The organism is Mesorhizobium sp. LSJC285A00 (genome assembly GCF_000503155.1).
In the GTDB taxonomy this organism is placed as follows: Bacteria; Pseudomonadota; Alphaproteobacteria; order Rhizobiales; family Rhizobiaceae; genus Mesorhizobium.
This window is the reverse complement of the sequence record NZ_AYVK01000005.1, coordinates 177,780-196,382: the sequence shown is the minus strand read 5'-3', so window position 1 is coordinate 196,382 and position 18,603 is coordinate 177,780. Positions and strand designations below refer to the sequence as shown.

Sequence of the window (18,603 nt, the reverse complement as noted above, 5' to 3'; positions counted from 1 at the left end):
GGCCGTCGCCGGCATCGCCGCCGGCGTCGCCATGCCGGCCATCTATGCCAGTGCAGCGGCAATTGCGCCGCCCGGCCGCGAAAGCGGCACGATCGGCGTCGTGCTGACCGGCTGGACGGTCTCCATGGTGGCCGGCGTGTCGCTGTCGGCCGTGCTTGCCGATCTCGTGCACTGGCGCGCCGTCTTCGCCGCCGTCGCGGTGCTTTCCGCCATTGCGCTTGCTGCCTTGTCGATGACCTCGCTCAGCGACGTCAGGAAGAGCGGCCCGGCGCCGTCGCCGTTCGTTGCGCTGGCCATTCCGGGGATCGTGCCGTTGCTCATCGCCTGCACCGCCTTCATGACCGCTTTTTACGGCGTCTACGGCTATCTCGGCGATCATCTGCACCAGGATCTGGGCGAGCCCGTCAGCGCCAATGCGCTGGCCGCGCTCGCCTATGGCGCCGGCTTCGGCGCCGCGGCCTTCCTCGACGGCGTCATCGACCGCATCGGCGCGCGGCGCGTCATGCCCTTCGCCTATCTGCTGGTCGCCGTCGTCTATGTCGCCATCGCGCTCGCAAGCAGCAATTTCGTGCTGATCCTGGCTATGATCGCCATATGGGGCCTTGCCAATCATTTCGGCCTGAACGTGCTGGTGATGCGCCTTACCGCGCTCGATCCGTCGCGCCGTGGCACCATCATGGGCCTGAACAGTTCGGTCACCTACCTCGCCGTCTTCATCGGCACCACCAGCTTCGGGCCGCTTTATTCGACATTCGGCTTTGCCATCTGCGCGATCGTCGCCGCCGTGCTGATGCTGGTTGCGGCAGCAGCGGGGTCATGGCGGCCGCCTCCGCCCATCAAGCCGTAAAGCTTGCGTCCTCATCCCGTCCTTCGCTAGACCTTGGCTAGCCATGCGAGCCCCGCCCGGATGAAGACGACGCTTGAAACCACTGCCGACCCCTCGTCAGACGACCTCGCCTTCCTGGCCGAGCGGCTGACGGCGTTCAATGACGGCGATGTCGGCCCCTCCGGCCGCAAGCCGATCGCGGTCTTCGTTCGTGACGAGCACGGCGCTGTCGTCGCCGGCATTTCGGGATACACCGCCTGGGGCTGGCTCTATGTGCAATGGCTGTGGGTCGACGAACGCCTGCGCGGCCAGCATATGGCCGGCGACATGCTGGACGCTGCCGAGCGCGAAGCAGTCGCCCGGGGCTGCCAGAACGCCTGGATCGACACGTTCAATCCGACAGCGGCCAAAGTCTATGAGCGGCAAGGCTACCGACGTTTCGGCGAGCTGCCTGACTTTCCCATCGGCCGCAGCCGCATCTTCCTGCAGAAGAAGCTCTAACCTGCCAGCCGCCCGCCTTGCATCGGCCGCGGCACGCCCGTGGTGCTGGGAAAGCTGATCGGCAGGCCGCGCAGCACGCGCACGGCAAGGAAGGCAAAGCATTCGGCCTCCACCGCATCGCCTTTCCAGCCCAGTGTCTCGGCCTGCACCACCTCGACGTTGGCGCGCCTCGCCAGCATCGCCATCATCGTCGGGTTGCGGCGGCCGCCGCCACTGACTGCTAGGCGCTTCGGCCGGCGCGGCAACAAATCGAGCGCCTTGCCGACGGCCGAGACGGTGAAGGCCGTCAGCGTCGCCGCCCCATCCTCTGCGCTGAGGCCGTCGGCCATGGCGGCGCCGAAGTCGAAACGGTCGAGCGATTTCGGATAGGGCTTGGTCAGATACGGATGCTGGAGCAATTTGGCCAGCCGCACTTCATCGACGGTGCCGGCCGCGCCCAGTGCGCCGTCGCGGTCCATCTCGCCGAGGCCGTTTGCCTTGATGAAATCGTTGAGCGGTGCGTTGGCCGGGCCAGTGTCGAAGGCGACGATGTTGTCCTTGCCGTCCCACCAGGTGACGTTGCCGACACCGCCGAGATTGAGCACAGCGGTGTCCCCGCTGGCGTCGGCTTCCCTCAAAAGCGCCGCGTGGTAGGCAGCCGCCAGTGGTGCGCCCTGGCCGCCAGCGCGCACATCGTCCGAGCGGAAATCATAGGCGACCTTGGCGCCCAAAATGGAATGCATCAGCGCGCCATCGCCCAACTGGCGCGTATCGCCGCGCCGCCCGGGTTGCGGGGCACGATGCAGCACGGTTTGGCCGTGAAAGCCGACCACGCCGATATCGCCCATGGTCAGGCCGTAGCTTTCGACAAGGTCCTTCACCGCCGCCGACTGCGCCCGCGTCAGCGCCTCCTCGGCTTCNTGCTCTTCCGATCTGGTTTGGCCGTGAAAGCCGACCACGCCGATATCGCCCATGGTCAGGCCGTAGCTTTCGACAAGGTCCTTCACCGCCGCCGACTGCGCCCGCGTCAGCGCCTCCTCGGCTTCGGCAAAGATCGCCGGCTCGGGCCCGTCGAAATTCCACACCCGGGCCTGACGCAGCGTCTCCTCCAGCAAGGCACGGATCGCTGCGGGGTAGGGGGCCAGCGTATAGGTGCCGAAATCGGCGATCCGCTCGCCATCGGTCTTGATCAGCGCCACGTCGATATTGCCGTCAAGCACGGTGCCGGTCATCAGGCCGACGGCCCAGATTGGTTCCACGGTCGACTCCCTTGCGACACCGTTTGCGATTCCAACGCAATCACCTGTCGGACGGATTGTCTCGCCAGGCAAGACCCTGGCCGCGGTCGATTGCTCCGAACCTGCCGGCAGAGTTTTTCACCGAACAGCGAAAATCGAGCAACGCCGTTCTTGCGTCTCGCCGCTCAAGACGCCAGCTATGAGACGAACACGTCATCGCCAAGGAGAAACGACATGGCATCCGAAGTCGCAGTGATCGCCGGCGCGGGTGCGGGCCTGAGCGCCTCTTTGGCACGCCTTCTCACCACGGAAGGCTATCGTGTGGTGCTGGCCGCCCGCAACACGGCCAAACTCGCGGCGCTGGTCGGGGAAACCGGCGCGCTGGCCGTCGAAACCGACGTCGCCGATCCGGCCTCCGTCGCCGGCCTGTTTGACGCCGCCGACAAGCAAGGCCCGCTGGCCCTTGCCGTCTTCAATGCCAGCGGCCGCACGCGCGGCCCGATCGCCGAGGTCGATCCCGATGCGGTCAAACAAGCCTTGCTTGTCGGCGCCTATGGCGGCTTCCTGGTCGGCCAGCAAGCGGCGCGGCGGCTGCTTGCGCGCGGCTCCGGTTCGATTCTTTTCACCGGCGCCTCCGCCAGCATCAAGGGCTTTCCCAACTCCGCCGGCTTTGCCATGCCGAAATTCGGCCTGCGCGGTCTGGCTCAGTCGATGGCGCGCGAACTCTTCCCGAAGAACATCCATGTCGCCCATTTCATTATCGACGGCCAGATCGAGCCGGTCGGGACGAAGCCCGAGCGACCGGACAGCCAGCTGTCGCCCGATGCGATCGCGCAGACCTATCTCGCGACCCATCGCCAGCATCGCAGCGCCTGGAGCTTCGAGGTCGAGCTGCGGCCCTTTGTCGAGACATTCTGACCGGTCCGGCGTGACCGTTCTCGCAATTGCGAAATCTTTGAGAGAATATTCCCGGCTTCGTGTTTGAGAAGAAATGCGGTTCTTTGATCCGGCAAGCAGCATTGCCGATGATGTCGTCAAGGCTTGGTATTCCACCTCGCCGCAATGACTTCAGGATTACGAGGGATCGACAATGTCCGAACGCGGAAACGCTTCCAGCTCTCTTCTTTTTTCAGCCATCAGCCGGCGAGCTGCCCTTGCGGCACTTTTTGCCTCGGCCGTCACGCTTGCCGGTCTGGCTCAGCCGACGCCGTCCTTCGCCGAGGACAAGAAGTCTATCAAGGTCGGCATCATCAGCGGCGAGGATGAGGATGTCTGGCGCGTCGTCGTCGCCCAGGCCGCCGAAAAAGGCCTGACCGTCGAGACCGTGGTGTTCAACGACTACACCCAGCCCAACGAGGCGCTCGAGCGCGGCGAGATCGACGCCAACGCCTTCCAGCACCAGCCCTATCTCGACAACCAGATCAAGACCCAAGGGTACCACATCGTGCGCGTCGGCTACACCGGCGTCTGGCCGATCGGCCTCTACTCCAAGAAATACACCAAGGTTGCCGACCTGCCCGAAGGCGCCGTCATCGGCTTGCCCAACGACCCCTCGAATGAGGGCCGCGCGTTGCGCGTTCTGCAGAACGAAGGCGTGATCAAGCTGAAGGACGGCACCGGCATCCTGGCGACCACCGCCGACATTGCCGAGAACCCTAAGAAGGTCGTCATCAAGGAACTGGACGCCGGCATTGTCGGCCGCTCGGTCGAGGATCTCGACGCGGCTGTCGTCAACACCGACTGGGCGCTGAAGAGCGGTCTCGGCCCGGACAACCGCATCGCCCAGGAGCCAGTGGCCGACAACCCCTACCGCAACTTCATCGCCGTGAAATCCGGCAACGAGAACGAGGCGTGGGTGAAGACGCTGGTCGCGTCCTACCAGAACGAGGCGGTCAAGGCCGAGTTCGACAAGGTCTACAAGGGCACCGGGATCAGCGCCTATTGATTGGCGCCTGGTTGTCAGGAGCAGGCGGCCCGCTGTTGAGCGGGCCGCTGTCGCATTTGTCGAGCGTTGAAACGGACAGTGAGATGAACCAGCACGTCACGGCCGAGGCATCCGGTCCGGTCAATATATCGGCCGGGCAAGAAGATGTCGTACGCCTCGTCGACCTCAAGCGCCGCTTTGGCGCGACGCCTGCGCTCGACGGCGTCTCGCTGACGGTGAAGAAGGGCGAGATCCTCGGCATCATCGGCCGCAGCGGAGCCGGCAAGTCGACGCTGATCCGCTGCCTCAACGGGCTGGAGCGGCCGGACTCCGGCGACGTCTTCATCGAGGGCCGCGAGATCCGCCGGCTCGGCGAGCGTGAATTGCAGCCGCTGCGGCGTCGCATCGGCATGATCTTCCAGCACTTCAATCTGCTGTCGGCCAAGACCGTGGAGGACAATGTCGCGCTGCCGCTGAAGATCGAGGGCCGCCCAAAGGCCGAACGGCTGGCGCGCGCCGCCGAATTGCTCCACCTCGTCGGCCTGTCGGAGAAGGCGAAGGCCTATCCGTCCTCGCTGTCGGGCGGCCAGAAGCAGCGCGTCGGCATCGCCAGGGCGCTGGCCGCGCGGCCAGCGCTGCTGCTGTCCGACGAGGCGACCTCAGCGCTCGATCCGGAGACGACGCGCTCCATCCTGGCCTTGCTGAAAGACATCAACCGGCAGCTCGGCCTGACCATCCTGCTCATCACCCACGAGATGGAGGTGATCCGCTCGATCGCCGACCGCGTCGCGGTGATCGATGCCGGGCGCATCGTCGAGCAAGGCCCGGTGTGGTCGGTCTTTGCCGAGCCGCGTTCCGAAATCACCAGGAGCCTGCTCGGCGGCATCCGCCCGCAACTGCCGGCCGAGATTGCCGGCCGGCTTGCTCCCGGAGGCGGCGCCGAGCTCATCCTCAGGGTCGACGTCGCAGGTGAGGCCGCGCGCGGTCCGCTGCTGTCCGATCTTGCGGTGGCGGTGCCGGGGCCGTTCCGCCTCGTCCATGGTGGCATCGACCATGTCCAGCAGCAGCCGGTCGGCACGCTGTTCCTTGCGGTCGCGGGCAACGATCCGAAACATCTGTCGAAAGTAATCGCATTCCTGAAGGCCCGCGACGCACGGGTGGAGGTGCTTGGCCATGTCGCCGGTTCTGTTTGAACTTCTGCTGCGCTCGATCTGGGAGACGGTCCTGATGACGGCGGCATCGGGCCTCATCTCGCTCGTCTTCGGGCTGCCGCTCGGCCTGGCATTGATTGCCACCGAGCGCGGCGGCATTGCCGAAAGCCTGTGGGTGAACCGCGCGCTCGGCGCCGTCATCAACGGCTTCCGCTCGGTGCCTTTCATCATCCTTCTGGTGGCGCTGATCCCGGTGACGCGGCTGATCGTCGGCACCTCGATCGGCACCTGGGCGGCGATCGTGCCGTTGTCGATTGCGGCGACGCCCTACTATGCCCGCATCGCCGAAGTGTCGCTGCGCGAGGTCGATCGCGGCCTGATCGAGGCGGCGCGCGCCATGGGCGGCAACCGCTGGACGATCATCCGCGAGGTGCTGGTGCCCGAAGCTTTGCCCGGCATCGTCGCCGGTTTCACGGTGACGCTGGTAACGCTGATCGGCGCTTCGGCCATGGCCGGCGCCATCGGTGCCGGCGGGCTCGGCGATCTCGCCATCCGCTATGGCTACCAGCGTTTTGAGACCAGCGTCATGGTCGCCGTGGTCATTGTGCTGATCATTCTCGTTTGCGGCATCCAGTGGGTCGGCGACCGGCTGGTCGCCAGGCTGGACCGGCGCGGATGAGCGGCCACGAACGTTATTTGCCGGCAGGCTGCCAAACGCAGCGTCGGCTTTCTCTATCGGGGCCGAGATTGGATTGCGCGTTGCTTTGATCGGACCGGCCTGCGTGCCACCGTGACAGCGAAACAAGGAGCTTGACCATGCCCAGGATCGTACCCGTGCTTGATCTCGGCCGCCTCGAGCAGGGCGCTTCGGAACGGCGAACGTTTCTCTTCGACCTGCGCACGGCCGCGCGCGATGTCGGCTTCTTCTATTTGGCCGGCCACGGCATATCGGCTGCGGATACCGCAGAAGTGCTCGACGCGTCGCGCCGCTTCTTTGCCCTGCCGGAAGCCGACAAACTGGCAATTGAAATGGTCAAGTCCTCGCAGTTCCGCGGCTACACGCGCGCCGGCGGCGAGCTGACCAAAGGCAAGGCCGACTGGCGCGAACAGCTCGACATCGGCGTCGAACGCGCGGCCATCGAACAAGGCCCCGGCGTGCCCGCCTGGACGCGGCTGCAAGGGCCCAACCAGTGGCCGGCCACGCTGCCCGAGCTGAAGCCGGCGCTGCTCGCATGGCAGGCCAAGGCGACCGCGGTGGCGATCCGGCTGCTTAGGGCCTTCGCTTTGTCGCTCGACCAGGCCGAGGACGCCTTCGATCCGATCTACCGGGCCGAGCCCAACCATCGCATGAAGATCGTGCGCTACCCCGGCCGCGACGCCACCGGCGACAACCAGGGCGTCGGCGCGCACAAGGATGGCGGTTTCCTGACGCTTCTGCTGCAGGACGAGAACAAGGGGCTGCAGGTCGAATATGACGGCGCCTGGGTCGACGTCGATCCGCTGCCCGACACGCTGGTGGTCAACATCGGCGAACTGCTCGAACTGGCGTCGAACGGCTATCTCCGGGCGACAGTCCACCGTGTGGTGACACCGCCGGCCGGCGTCGAGCGCGTCTCGGTCCCGTTCTTCTTCAGCGCCCGGCTCGACGCCACGATTCCGCTGCTCGACCTGCCCGAGGATGTAGCGGCCGAGGCGCGGGGGCCGGCCAGCGATCCCGACAACCCGCTGTTTCGCAATGTCGGCACCAATGTGCTGAAGAGCCGCCTGCGCTCGCATCCCGACGTGGCGCGCCGGCACTATGCCGATCTTCTGGAAACCGACGCCTCACCGGCTGAAATCTTTCAAAACGAGAACGAAATTTCCGAATCTCGCGTTGTTTTAGAAAGCCGTTCGTCGCCATATGCGGCGAATACGCGCATATAGGAATTATCGTTCGGCGGTTTCCTCCCATTCCACCGAGCGGTGTTCCCCTCTGAAGGTTCTTGACCTTCTTTTGGCCGGGCCGCTTTCGCGCCCGGCCTTTTTTATGTCAATAGCTCTTCTTTCTTCCCCACAAGGGAGAAGGAAGAGGCGCCAGGGGACTTCACCCAAACTTCGGATCAAGGCTCCCCGACTTGTAGCGCTTGGCCATCTCGGCCACCGGCAGCGGCTTGATCTTCTGCGCGTTGCCGGCGGTGCCGAACTGCTCGAAGCGCTCCTTGCACAGCTTGCGCATCGCAGCCATGGCCGGCGTCAAATATTTGCGCGGATCGAACTCCGACGGGTTTTCGGTAAGCACCTTGCGGATGGCGCCGGTCAGCGCCATGCGGTTGTCGGTGTCGATGTTGATCTTGCGCACGCCGTGCTTGATGCCGCGCTGGATCTCTTCCACCGGCACGCCCCAGGTCGGCTTCATCTGGCCGCCATATCTATTGATGATTTCCTGCAGGTCCTCGGGCACTGAGGACGAGCCGTGCATCACCAGATGCATGTTGGGCAGGCGGCGGTGGATTTCCTCGATGACGTTCATCGCCAGCACCGCGCCGTCTGGCTTGCGCGAAAATTTGTAGGCGCCGTGGCTGGTGCCCATGGCGACTGCCAGCGCATCGACATGGGTGTCCTTGACGAACTCGACCGCCTGTTCCGGATCGGTCAAGAGCTGGTCGTGGCTGATGGCGCCTTCGACGCCGTGGCCGTCCTCCTGCTCGCCGCCGCCGCTCTCAAGCGAACCGAGCACACCGATCTCGCCTTCCACCGACACGCCGCCCCAATGCGCCATGTCGACGACGCGCCGGGTGATGCCGGAATTGTAGGCATAGTCGGCCGGCGTCTTGCCGTCCTCTTTCAGCGAGCCGTCCATCATGACAGAGGTGAAGCCGTACTGGATGGCGGTGACGCAGGTGGCTTCGTTGTTGCCGTGGTCGAGATGCATGCAGACCGGAATGTCGGGGTGGATTTCGACCAGCGCGTCGATCAGCTTGGCCAGCACCACATCATTGGCGTAGGCGCGGGCGCCGCGGCTGGCCTGCAGGATGACCGGCGACTTGGTCTCCTCGGCCGCCTCCATGATGGCGAGGCCCTGTTCCATATTGTTCATGTTGAAAGCGGGTACGCCGTAGCCGTACTCGGCGGCGTGATCGAGCAATTGTCTCAGTGTTATGCGAGCCACCCAATAGTCTCCCGTATCTGGTTTCAAGCGCAACGTCGCGGGCCGGCCGATTGCCGGCCTAGATGCTTCTGGCCGGATTTCGCCAGAACCGCAACCGTCAGCGGCCATCGAGGCCGCAATTCTTGTTGCAGGGCTGAAATCCGGTAGCCAGCCGGTGAGGCGCTAATCTCCCCCATTGAGGGGGAGATGGCCGGCAGGCCAGAGGGGGTCGGTTCGACTGGAGCGCTAGCATCATCTGTCGGTGCTGGGAGGTCGCGTCAGGACGCGCCGACCCCTCTGTCGCCTTTGGCGACATCTCCCCCTCAAGGGGGGAGATTATCCGCGTTCGGGGAACATCGCCTTCAACCCTTCGCGCGAAGCCTTGGCCACACCGCGCTCGGTGATCAGCCCCGTCACCAGCCGTGCCGGCGTCACATCAAACGCCGGATTGGCCGCCGGCGTCGCTTCGGGCGAAACCCGAACCTGCGCGATCTTGCCGTCCGCCGTCTTGCCCCAGACCAGCGACACCTCGTCACCGGAGCGTTCCTCGATCGGGATTTCGGTGAGGCCATCACCCACTGTCCAGTCGATGGTCGGCGAGGGCAGAGCGACGTAGAAGGGCACCTCATTATCGGAGGCGGCGAGCGCCTTGAGATAGGTGCCGATCTTGTTGCAGACGTCGCCATTGGCCGTGGTGCGGTCGGTGCCCACGATCACCATGTCGACCGCGCCACGCTGCATCAGATGGCCGCCGGCATTGTCGACGATCAGCGTGTGCGGCACGCCGTGGCCGGCCATCTCCCAGGCGGTCAGCTGGGCGCCCTGGTTGCGCGGGCGCGTCTCGTCGACATAGACATGGACCGGAATGCCGGCCTCGACGGCGAGATAGATCGGCGACGTGGCGGTGCCGTAATCGACCGTCGCCAGCCAACCGGCGTTGCAGTGGGTGAGGATGTTGACCGGCTCGCCCGGCTTCTTGCGTGCCGCGATCTCCTTGATGATGGCAAGCCCGTTCTCGCCGATGGCGCGATTGAGATCGACATCCTCGTCGGCGATTTCGGCAGCGCGCTTATAGGCCGCCTCCGCGCGCTGTCCCAATACGATCGGCCTGAGGAACCGCCGCATCTCGTCCAGCGCCCAGCGTAGATTGATCGCAGTCGGCCGCGTCTTGTGCAGCGTCTCCCAGACCGCGTCGAGCGCTTCGTCAGACGGATCGTCCGCCATCTGGATGGCGACGCCGTAGGCCGCGGTGACGCCGATCAGCGGCGCGCCACGAACCCACATGTCGCGGATCGCGGTGGCGATGCCGGCAACGCTCCCGATCGTCTCGACCCGGAACTCGTGCGGCAGCCAGCGCTGGTCGATGATCTCGACCGAACGCTGGTCGTCGCTCAGCCAGATGGTGCGGTAGTGGCGCTCGCCGACGTTCAAATCCTGCTCTCCCGTTCGATCAAAGCGGCCAGATTATTAACCTCGTCCATGCCGTGAATCTGGCGCCGGTTGACGGCGATGTGACGGCCGAATTTCAGCGCCTTGGCCTCGCAGGAGGCCCGCAGATCCTCGTCCTCGATGGTCTCGAAATCGGCATTGTGGGCGAGGCCGAGGATGCGCCGGTGCACCTCGATGCCGGCAAAGCCCAAGAGGTCGGTCCAGATCTGGTGCAGCACATGGTCGAGCGCCTGCTCCGAGGCGAGAATGTCGCCCTGATCCTCGAACAGGCTCTTCTGGTAAAGCATGCCGGTGCGCTCGGTGCGCCATAGATGCGAGAACTCGGCGCGGAACACCGTCCAGGTGTCGTTGGTCACCCCGAGCAGATAGGCACGCATGGCGTCACGCTTGCCCTTCTGTTCATGGCCGCGCTGCGAGAAGTAGGACATCCAGAAATTGGCGAGCAGCATGCCGACGTCGAAGGCCATCGGACCGTAGAAGGCGAATTCCGGATCGATCATCCGCGTCTCGGTGTCGGTGACCATGATCGAGCCCGAATGCAGGTCGCCATGCAGCAGCGTCTCGGCATTGGCGGCGAAGATATGCTTCAGCCGCTGCGCTTCGACCTTGAGGTCGCGGTCGGCACGCAGTTCGGCAACCAGGCCGTCCAGTTGCGGCGACGTATGCCGGTTCAGCTTGGCATCGAAATATGGGTCGGAAAACACCAGGTCTTCGGTGATGCCGCAGAGCTCGACATTGTCGGCAAACAGCGCCAGGTCGGCCTTGCGGTCCTTGGTGGGCATGGAGAGATCAGAGCCGCGGAACAAAGTGCGGGCCATGAACAGGCCGATGTCGCGGGCGATATTTGGCAACTCGCGGCCGTCGATCAGGGCACGGCGCAGGATGATGTGCGGCGGCGCCAGATATTCCATGATGATCAGCGCCTGGGCTTCGTCGAAATGGAGGATCGCCGGCACCGAGCCCGGCGCGCGCGCCTCTTGCCGCGTCAGCGCGTGATACTCGAAGAAGGAGCGTTTGAGCGGCAACGGCCAGCTGTCGCCGACGAGGCGAACATAGGGCAGGGCCTGCTTGACCACGGCCGCACCCGAGCCGCCTTCGACGATGAAGACGAGGTTCAGATTGCCGTCGCCGACCTCGCGCACCTTCCAAGGGCCCTTGCCGATTTTGGCGCACAGCGCTTCGTTCGTACCGAGGCGCGTTGCAAGCGTCTCCACCGACAGTGCTTCAAACGGCAATTTCGCAGTCATTCCTCACCCTCCCGCTTGCTCGCTCCAATCATAGTGGATGGCGGTGAGGCCAAGCTAGGAAGCTGACTGGCAATTGTCAATCGAGTTGACAATTGATCACGTAGCCCATAGCGTCATCGTCAGGGAGGAACGAATGGGCAATGATGCCGTGTTCCGCGTGGACGGGCTGAGGAAATCCTTCGGCCATATCGAGGTGCTTGGCGGCGTCTCGCTCGAATTGAATGCCGGTGAGATCACTGTGCTGATGGGCGCCAACGGCGCCGGCAAGTCCACCCTCGTCAAAATCATCAGCGGCGTCTACGACCATGACGGCGGCATCATGCACCTCGCTGGCGGCAACTTTGCGCCGAACACGCCGGCAGAGGCGATCCGCGCCGGTGTCGTTACCGTGCACCAAAACATCAATGACGGCGTCGTCGCCGATCTCGATGTCGCCACCAATCTGACGCTCGACCGGCTGAGCGGCAAGGGCGCGCCGCTGCTGTTCAACCCCGGCCGGGTGCGCCGCGAAGCCAAAGCGGTGGCCGACCGCATGGGGCTCGCCATCGACCTCAAGGCCCGCATCAGCGACCTGTCGCTGGCCGATCGCCAGATGGTGGCCATCGCGCGCGCCATGGCGCACCAGCCGAAAGTGCTGATCCTCGACGAGCCGACCTCGTCGCTGTCCAGCGCCGAGGCCGACCGGCTGTTTGCGCTGCTCGACCGCTTGCGCGAGCAGGGCGTCGCCATCCTCTACATCTCGCATCGCATGTCGGATATCAGGCGGCTGGCCGACCGCATCGTCTCGATGCGCGATGGCGTCATCTCAGGCGTCTTCGACAGCAAGCCTCTCGACTATGAGGGCGCCGTTAACGCCATGCTCGGCCGCAAGATCCATCTTGACCGCATCGAAGCCAGGAGTTCTGCCGAGCCGATCCTGACCGTCGATGCCTTCCGCATCGCCCCTGGTGCCCGGCCATTCTCGCTGACGCTCGGCGACGGCGAGGTCGTTGCCATTACCGGCCTCGTCGGCGTCGGCAAGACGGCGCTCGCCGAGATGCTGTTCGGCCTGCGCAAGCCGCTGTCCGGCACGATGACTTTATATGGCAAGCCCTATGCGCCCGCGTCGACCGGCGAAGCCATCGCCGCCGGCGTGTTTCTGATCGCCAAGGACCGTGGCGAAAACGGCATCGTCGGCGGCTTCAACATCCAGGAAAACATCAGCCTGCCCTTCCACAAGCGCATGTCGCGCTTTTCAGTTCTCAAACGCGGCCTTGAACGCACTATTGCCCGCCGGGAGATCGAGGATCTCGGCATCGTCTGCCGCTCGGAGAAGGACGAGATGACCACTCTGTCGGGCGGCAACCAGCAGAAGGTGATGGTGGCCCGCTGGATGGCGCAGGACGCCCGATTGTTCATTCTCGACGAACCGTTCCAGGGCGTCGATATCTCCGCCAGGCGCGACATCGCCGCCAAGCTGAGGGCCAGCGCCAATGGCCGCGCCACGCTGCTGTTCGTCACCGAACTCGACGAGGCACTGGAGACGGCCGATCGCATATTGGTGATGTCCGAGCAGACCATCGTCGGCGAACACCGCAACGCCGATGTCGATCTCGACCGTCTGCTGGCCGAAGTCGCGGGCGGGCCGTTGCACAGTGCGGCCTGAGCCACGATGATTGAAGAACTGAGGGTTGGAATGGAGTGCACGGGTTTGAGTTGGGTATTGACGGCGGGCGCTGAATGACGCTGCGCGATTACGCCATCCGCTATGGGTTCATCGTGCTTCTGTTCGGGCTGATCGCGTATTTCGCCATCGCCGCCGACGGGTTCGTCTCGCCGCAAAGTGCCGTCTTCATTTTCCAGTCGGTCGCCATCACCGGCGTGCTGGCGCTGGGCGTCACTGCCACACTGGTTGTCGGCGGCTTCGATCTCTCGATCGGCTCGGTTGCCACATCGGCCATGATGGCGGCTGCCTATGTCATGGTGGTGCTGGAGCAGAACGTTGTCGTCGCTGTCCTCATCTGCCTGCTCATCGGCGCCCTTGTCGGCCTCATCAATGGCTGGCTGATCGTCTATATGCGCGTGCCCGATCTGCTGGCGACGCTCGGCATGATGTTCCTGCTCGTCGGCCTCCAGCGCATCCCGACTGAAGGACGCTCCATCGCCACCGGTATGACAATGCCGGACGGCTCGGTCGCCAACGGCAAATTCTCCGACGCCTTCCTGGCGCTCGGCCGCCACCGCTTCGACTTCTTCATCCCGAACCTCATTCCGGTCTCGGTGGTCGTGCTGATCGTGCTCGCCGTGCTGATCTGGTTCTTCCTCGAATACACACGCTTCGGCCGCATGATGTATGCCGTGGGCAGCAATGAACGGGCCGCCGAACTCGCCGGCGCGCCTGTCAAGGCATACAAAATCTGGGCCTACGTCATTTCAGGAGTTTTTGCCTCGATCGGCGGGATTTTGCTGGCGGCACGGCTTGGACGCGGTGACATCGCGTCGGGTAATAATCTGCTGCTCGATGCGGTTGCCGCGGCGCTGATCGGCTACGCGGTGCTCGGCGCCGCCAAGCCGAACGCCTTCGGCACCGCCATCGGCGCGCTGTTCGTCGGCATCCTGCTGCAAGGCCTTACGATGATGAACGCACCTTACTACACGCAGGATTTCGTCAAGGGCGTGGTTCTCGTCGTCGCCCTTGTCTTTACCTTCGCCCTTTCCGGCCGGGGCAGGAGATAGAATGGCTGCCGGGACAGTTTTGGGTTCAACAAACGGAGGAAAGAACGTGAACATCACAAGACGACTTTTGGGGAAGGTCGCGCTCGGATTGGCCGGCGCAACAATGCTGATGCAGGTCCCGGCCTTTGCCGCCGACAAGCCGGCGCCGTTCGACAAGCCCGGCGTCAAGATCGCGCTGGTGCGCTATCTCTCGACCGGCGATTTCTTCCAGGCCTATCTCTCGGGCGTCGAGTCCCAGTCCAAGGCGCTCGGCATCGACCTGCGCGTGCTCGACAGCCGCCAGGACGCCGCCCTTCAATCCGACATGGTCGACCAGGCCATCGCACTCGGCGTGCATGGCATCATCATCCAGCACGGGCTGACGGAATCGATGAAGGACGCCGCCCAGCGCGCGGTCGATGCCGGCATCAAGGTCGTCGCCTTCGACGTCAATGTCGAAAACCCCAAGATCCCGCAGATCGAACAGTCCGACAAGGACCTGGCGCGTCTGGCGCTCGAGCAGGCGGTCAAGGACAATGGCGAGAGCTGGAACGCCGGCTATGTCTATGTCGCTGGCATCGCGCCGCTCGACCGCCGCAACGAGACCTGGGTCGACGTGAAGAAGAAACATGCCGGCATCAAGGAAGTCGCGATGTTCGGCACGCTCGACAACCCGATCGCCAACTCGGTCGCCAACCAGGCGCGCTCGGTGCTGCAGGCGCATCCCGACATCAATGTGATGTTCGCGCCCTATGACGAGTTCGCCAAGGGTGTGAAGATCGCCGTCGACGAAGCGGGGCTGAACAAGAAGATCAAGATCTACTCAGCCGACATCTCGACCTCCGATATCGCGGCGATGCGCGAAACCGACAGTGCCTGGGCAGCGACCGCCGCCACCAACCCGGCCGTCGTCGGCCAGGTCTCGGTGCGTGCGCTGGCGCAGTTGCTCGCCGGTGAAGATCCCGGCCACAACGTCATCGTGCCGCCGACGCTGATCACCCAGAAGGATCTGATCGACAAGGACATCAAGAACATGGAGGACCTGTCGGCCAAGCTGCCGCAATTCGCCCATGCCGATGTCGCCATGCCGGCCTGGATGCCGAACCCGAACGCGAAGTAGGATCGGTCGTCTGATAGATGCGAAGGGCGGCTATGGGCCGCTCTTTTCATATTGATGGTAAGCCTGCCGGCCTACAACCAATGGTCTGGATCGCGCATCCCGTGGACAATCGCCACAGCGATAACACCATCGGGCTGCGGCTCGTAGATGATGATTTAGCGGTCTTCGACGAGCACGCGGGCCGTTGCGCTTAACTCGGGCCGTGCGCTGCCCATCTTGGGGTGCTGCGCCGCCAGCTCCAGTCTTTCGAAAATGCGCATCAACAGTCTGTCTGCTGCCTTTTCATTGTCGGCGGCGATGGTGTGCCAGATGTCTCGCAAATCCTGCGAAGCGCGCGGTGTGAGCCGATGGCTAGCCACGGGCGCGGCGTTCTGCCTTCAGGCTGCCGATGAACTCGGTGGGGTCGACAGCCACTGGCTTGCCGCTGCCCATCCCGTCGGCATAGGCCCGCTTCAAGTGCTGGAGTTCGAGCGTGCGCAATTCCTCGCGCTGCTCCCATAAGCGCAGGGCGTCGCGGACAATCTCGCTGTTGGAAGCATAACCGCCACCTTCGATAGCGCTTTGCAGGCGAGCTATCTGCTGCGCGGTAAGGGATATGGTGAGGGTGCGCATAGGTTCGTTTTTCATACCCACATTATAATGCAGCCAACAAGATCTAACAATATCTGTTAGGAATCTGCCCCTGCATCATGACCGCCCGACGCGCACCAGCCACCGCGCCGTCCTCGCCATGCAGGCGTGCAGCACCGGAACACCATATTCGATGGCAGGCAGGCCATGCGGCGCCCTTGGCGGGATCGCCAGCATCCGCCATGCCCGCCCGGCGGCAGGCAAAGCTGCGTCCCATCAGACGGTGTCGCCAGCGCGCCGTCCTTGAAATCGCTCAGCAGCCATTGGCCTTCGCGGGTGACGAAGGCGGGAACGGAGTCGTATTTCGCCGATCCAGAGTACGCATGACATGGTTGCCGAAAGCAGCGAAACCTCATGCTCGGCGGAGCGCCCGCCGAACAGCACGCCGACACGAAGTCTCTTCGCAGCCATCGACAACTCCACCAAGGATCAGGGTCGGAGCTCGCATGCGAAACACAAGGCGCGCCCTAAAGTGGTCGAGCAATAGGCCAAGGATTGGAGTGGATTTTGACCAGTTCGAGCAGTTTTTCAGCACGACCTGAAAAAGCAGTTCTCCGCCTGGAGTCCTTCAGGTGGGAGAGCGGTTCGTCGTTTTGGTGAACGATGAACCGCTCCAGGTCTATGTCTAGCGCAGCGCTGCGGCGATGTTGCCACCGTCGACCGTCGTCACATCGGCGGTGGTGCGTTCGGCCAATGCTTGGTGCAGGAAGGCCTGCGCCACGTCTTCTGCCGTCACCTCCTGTCCGAGCAGATTGCCCGACATGTATTCCTTCTCCGACACGCCGCGCGCGCCGGAACGGCTGGCGATCATGGCGTCGGTCAACAGGCCGGAGCGGATGCGGTCGGCGTTGACCGCATTGGAGCGGATGCCGTGCGCGCCGTAGTCGAGCGCATATTGCCGGGACAGGAATAGCGTCGCCGCCTTCGGCACACCATAGGCGCCGAATTTCGGACCCGGGTTGACCGCCTGCTTGGAGGTGTTGAACAACAACACACCGCCGGTGCCCTGTTCCAGCATGATGCGCACCGCGTTCTGCGCCGCCGACTGGTGGGCGAAGAAGTTGAGCTCGAAACTCTTGCGCAGCAGGGCATCGTCGAGCTCGCCGATGCGGCCTTCCCAGGCGGCACCGGCGTTGGAGACCAGAATGTCGACGCCGCCATAGACAGCGACAGCTTTGTCGAAGGCGGCGCGCAGCTCGGCCGGGTTGGTGATGTCGGCGCCGACGCCGATCGAATTGTTGCCGGCTGCCTTTGCCGCCTCGGCCGCCCTGGCCGCATCGAGATCGACGACGACGGCATGCGCGCCATTGGCGGCGAACAGTTTTGCCGTCGCAGCACCGATCGCGCCGGCGCCGCCAGTGATCAGCACCACCTGGCCGGTCAGCGGCTTCGGCTTGTTGGAGGCGAGCTTGGCCTGCTCAAGCGACCAGTACTCCAGCGGGAAGAGGTCGGCCTTCGATAGAGGATGGAAGCTGCCGACGGCCTCGGCGCCGCGCACCGCCTCGATCCACATCTCGCCGACATCAGATGCGATCTTCGCATCCTTCAGCGTGCGGCCATGGCCGAACATGCCGAGGCCCGGCACCAGCGTCAGCCGCGGCATCGGGTCGAGCATGGTGCGCTCGACGTCGTCCAGCGCGTCGTTGGTTTCGAAATACGCGCGATAGTCGCTGGCGAAGGCCTCGACATGGCTCTTGATGACGGCCTTGTAGTCGCCGGCCTTGTCGGCGTCTGGCGCCGGAACTGCCATCGGCCCGGTCTTGATGCGGATCGACAGGTCCGGCGTCGACACACCGCGTGCGGCATAGTCGGCGATGCCGGCCGAATTGATGAAATCGACAATGGCATCCGAGGTGCGGAAGTCGCTGATCATGCGATCGAAGCGGCCTTCGCCACGCGATACCGCCACCGCGCCGCGCAGCATGGGCGCGATTGCCGCGGGCGTCGCCAGCTTTGCCGGCAGCGTGACCTTGGCCGGCTGCGGCTTGCCGTGCTTGGCGACATAGTCCTCGGCCACGTTCACATAGTGGATCATCCGGTCGTAAGCCTGCCTGGCATCGTCGCCGAAGGTGAAGATGCCATGCTTGTCGAGGATCAGGCCTTCGACGCTGGGGTCGGCGTCGTAGACATCGGCGGCCACCTTGGCGAGGTCGAAGCCCGGCTTGATGTAGGGCACGTACCCCATCTTGTCGCCGAACACGGTCTTGATCAGCGGCTTGCTGTCCGCCTGGTCGACGATGGCGAGGATCGCGGTCGAATGCGTGTGGTCGACGAATTTATGCGGCAGGAAGGCGTGCAGCAGCGTCTCGACCGATGGATTGGGGGAGGCGGGGTCGATGAGGTTCGCCCGCTGCAGCGCCACCATGTCCTCGTCGGCGAGGCTGGCCAGCGCACGCGCCTTCAGCAGCGCGCCGAGCTTGACCGCCGGCAGGCCTTGCGGCTCGATCACACCCATGTCCCAGCCGCTGCCCTTGACGCACAGCACATCCCATTCGTCGCCGACGAGATCGGTGGCCTTGGTCTTGCAGGAGGTGTTGCCGCCGCCATGCAGCACCAGCCGCGGCTCGCCGCCGAGCAGCCGGGTCGTGTAGACGCGCAGCGCGAGGTCGCGGGCAATGCCCTTTTTCGCATAGTCGGCAACCAGTCTTTCCGCGTCGCCGTCATTCCAAAGGTTCTTCAAGTCGCTATGTCCGCTTTGCTGTCTTTGATGTTGCTGT

17 protein-coding genes and 1 pseudogene are annotated in these 18,603 nt (G+C 64.3%); 10 read left to right on the top strand and 8 right to left on the bottom strand.

Annotated elements, in window-relative coordinates; translation table 11 throughout:
- On the top strand, positions 1-847 hold an 847-nt coding region (locus X726_RS161160; RefSeq protein WP_023668584.1), incomplete at its 5' end, for an MFS transporter.
- 60 nt (positions 848-907) lie between these two features.
- Positions 908-1,327 (top strand): GNAT family N-acetyltransferase, encoded by a 420-nt coding sequence (locus X726_RS161165; RefSeq protein WP_023668583.1) that lies wholly within the window; start codon positions 908-910, stop codon positions 1,325-1,327.
- Here the strand turns inward: X726_RS161165 and X726_RS0134660 are convergent.
- Positions 1,324-2,565 carry an anhydro-N-acetylmuramic acid kinase gene (locus tag X726_RS0134660; RefSeq protein ID WP_023668582.1) on the bottom strand — a complete coding sequence of 414 codons (1,242 nt, stop codon included), beginning with the start codon at positions 2,563-2,565 and terminating at the stop codon, positions 1,324-1,326. The genes X726_RS161165 and X726_RS0134660 overlap by 4 nt on opposite strands.
- Before the next feature lie 213 nt (positions 2,566-2,778).
- On the opposite strand from X726_RS0134660, the gene X726_RS161170 reads away from it, so the two are divergent.
- The 5 genes from X726_RS161170 (at position 2,779) to X726_RS161190 (ending at position 7,542) form a co-directional block, all read left to right on the top strand.
- Positions 2,779-3,462 carry an SDR family NAD(P)-dependent oxidoreductase gene (locus tag X726_RS161170; RefSeq protein ID WP_023668581.1) on the top strand — a complete coding sequence of 228 codons (684 nt, stop codon included), beginning with the start codon at positions 2,779-2,781 and terminating at the stop codon, positions 3,460-3,462.
- A 172-nt stretch (positions 3,463-3,634) separates the two neighbouring features.
- Positions 3,635-4,489, top strand: coding sequence for a MetQ/NlpA family lipoprotein (locus tag X726_RS161175; RefSeq protein WP_023668580.1), 855 nt, complete (start codon positions 3,635-3,637; stop codon positions 4,487-4,489).
- 83 nt (positions 4,490-4,572) lie between these two features.
- Complete coding sequence (locus X726_RS161180) at positions 4,573-5,661, top strand: methionine ABC transporter ATP-binding protein (protein ID WP_023668579.1); 1,089 nt, start codon at positions 4,573-4,575, stop codon at positions 5,659-5,661.
- Positions 5,642-6,298 (top strand): methionine ABC transporter permease, encoded by a 657-nt coding sequence (locus X726_RS161185; protein WP_023668578.1) that lies wholly within the window; start codon positions 5,642-5,644, stop codon positions 6,296-6,298. The genes X726_RS161180 and X726_RS161185 overlap by 20 nt, the downstream gene beginning before the upstream one ends.
- 137 nt (positions 6,299-6,435) lie before the next feature.
- On the top strand, positions 6,436-7,542 hold the full coding sequence (locus X726_RS161190; protein WP_023668577.1) for an isopenicillin N synthase family oxygenase: 1,107 nt from the start codon (positions 6,436-6,438) through the stop codon (positions 7,540-7,542).
- A 160-nt stretch (positions 7,543-7,702) separates the two neighbouring features.
- Here the strand turns inward: X726_RS161190 and fba are convergent, their stop codons facing one another.
- From fba to mtnK, 3 genes are all read right to left on the bottom strand, one after another.
- The gene (fba, locus tag X726_RS161195) at positions 7,703-8,767 is read right to left on the bottom strand and encodes a class II fructose-bisphosphate aldolase (RefSeq protein WP_023687044.1); all 1,065 of its coding nucleotides are present in this window, start codon (positions 8,765-8,767) and stop codon (positions 7,703-7,705) included.
- A 315-nt stretch (positions 8,768-9,082) separates the two neighbouring features.
- Positions 9,083-10,177: an S-methyl-5-thioribose-1-phosphate isomerase gene (gene mtnA, locus X726_RS161200; protein WP_023668575.1), complete on the bottom strand. Its 1,095-nt coding sequence runs from the start codon at positions 10,175-10,177 to the stop codon at positions 9,083-9,085.
- A complete protein-coding gene (gene mtnK / locus X726_RS161205) occupies positions 10,174-11,442 on the bottom strand; it encodes an S-methyl-5-thioribose kinase (protein ID WP_023668574.1) in 1,269 nt (422 codons plus the stop codon). Before mtnK ends, mtnA begins: the two co-directional genes overlap by 4 nt.
- 133 nt (positions 11,443-11,575) lie before the next feature.
- Here mtnK and X726_RS161210 point away from each other — a divergent pair, with 133 nt between their 5' ends.
- The 3 genes from X726_RS161210 to X726_RS161220 all read left to right on the top strand — a co-directional run bounded on the left by X726_RS161210 (position 11,576) and on the right by X726_RS161220 (position 15,256).
- Positions 11,576-13,087, top strand: a complete 1,512-nt coding sequence (locus tag X726_RS161210; protein ID WP_023668573.1) for a sugar ABC transporter ATP-binding protein — start codon at positions 11,576-11,578, stop codon at positions 13,085-13,087.
- Between the two features lie 74 nt (positions 13,088-13,161).
- The gene (locus tag X726_RS161215) at positions 13,162-14,157 is read left to right on the top strand and encodes an ABC transporter permease (protein WP_023668572.1); all 996 of its coding nucleotides are present in this window, start codon (positions 13,162-13,164) and stop codon (positions 14,155-14,157) included.
- A 46-nt stretch (positions 14,158-14,203) separates the two neighbouring features.
- Entirely contained in the window at positions 14,204-15,256 is a 1,053-nt protein-coding gene (locus tag X726_RS161220) for a substrate-binding domain-containing protein (protein ID WP_031214701.1), read from the top strand.
- 155 nt (positions 15,257-15,411) lie between these two features.
- Here X726_RS161220 and X726_RS01000000166695 read toward each other — a convergent pair whose 3' ends face one another.
- From X726_RS01000000166695 to X726_RS161230, 4 genes and pseudogenes are all read right to left on the bottom strand, one after another.
- Positions 15,412-15,615, bottom strand: a complete 204-nt coding sequence (locus X726_RS01000000166695; RefSeq protein ID WP_023668570.1) for a type II toxin-antitoxin system RelE/ParE family toxin — start codon at positions 15,613-15,615, stop codon at positions 15,412-15,414.
- Complete coding sequence (locus X726_RS161225) at positions 15,608-15,868, bottom strand: type II toxin-antitoxin system ParD family antitoxin (protein WP_023692171.1); 261 nt, start codon at positions 15,866-15,868, stop codon at positions 15,608-15,610. Before X726_RS161225 ends, X726_RS01000000166695 begins: the two co-directional genes overlap by 8 nt.
- Positions 15,869-15,962: 94 nt before the next feature.
- Positions 15,963-16,303, bottom strand: a pseudogene (locus X726_RS1000000171505) (D-alanine--D-alanine ligase A); the annotation flags it as partial.
- A gap of 208 nt (positions 16,304-16,511) precedes the next feature.
- Positions 16,512-18,566, bottom strand: a complete 2,055-nt coding sequence (locus X726_RS161230) for a bifunctional aldolase/short-chain dehydrogenase (RefSeq protein ID WP_023668567.1) — start codon at positions 18,564-18,566, stop codon at positions 16,512-16,514.
- Positions 18,567-18,603 lie beyond the last annotated feature (37 nt).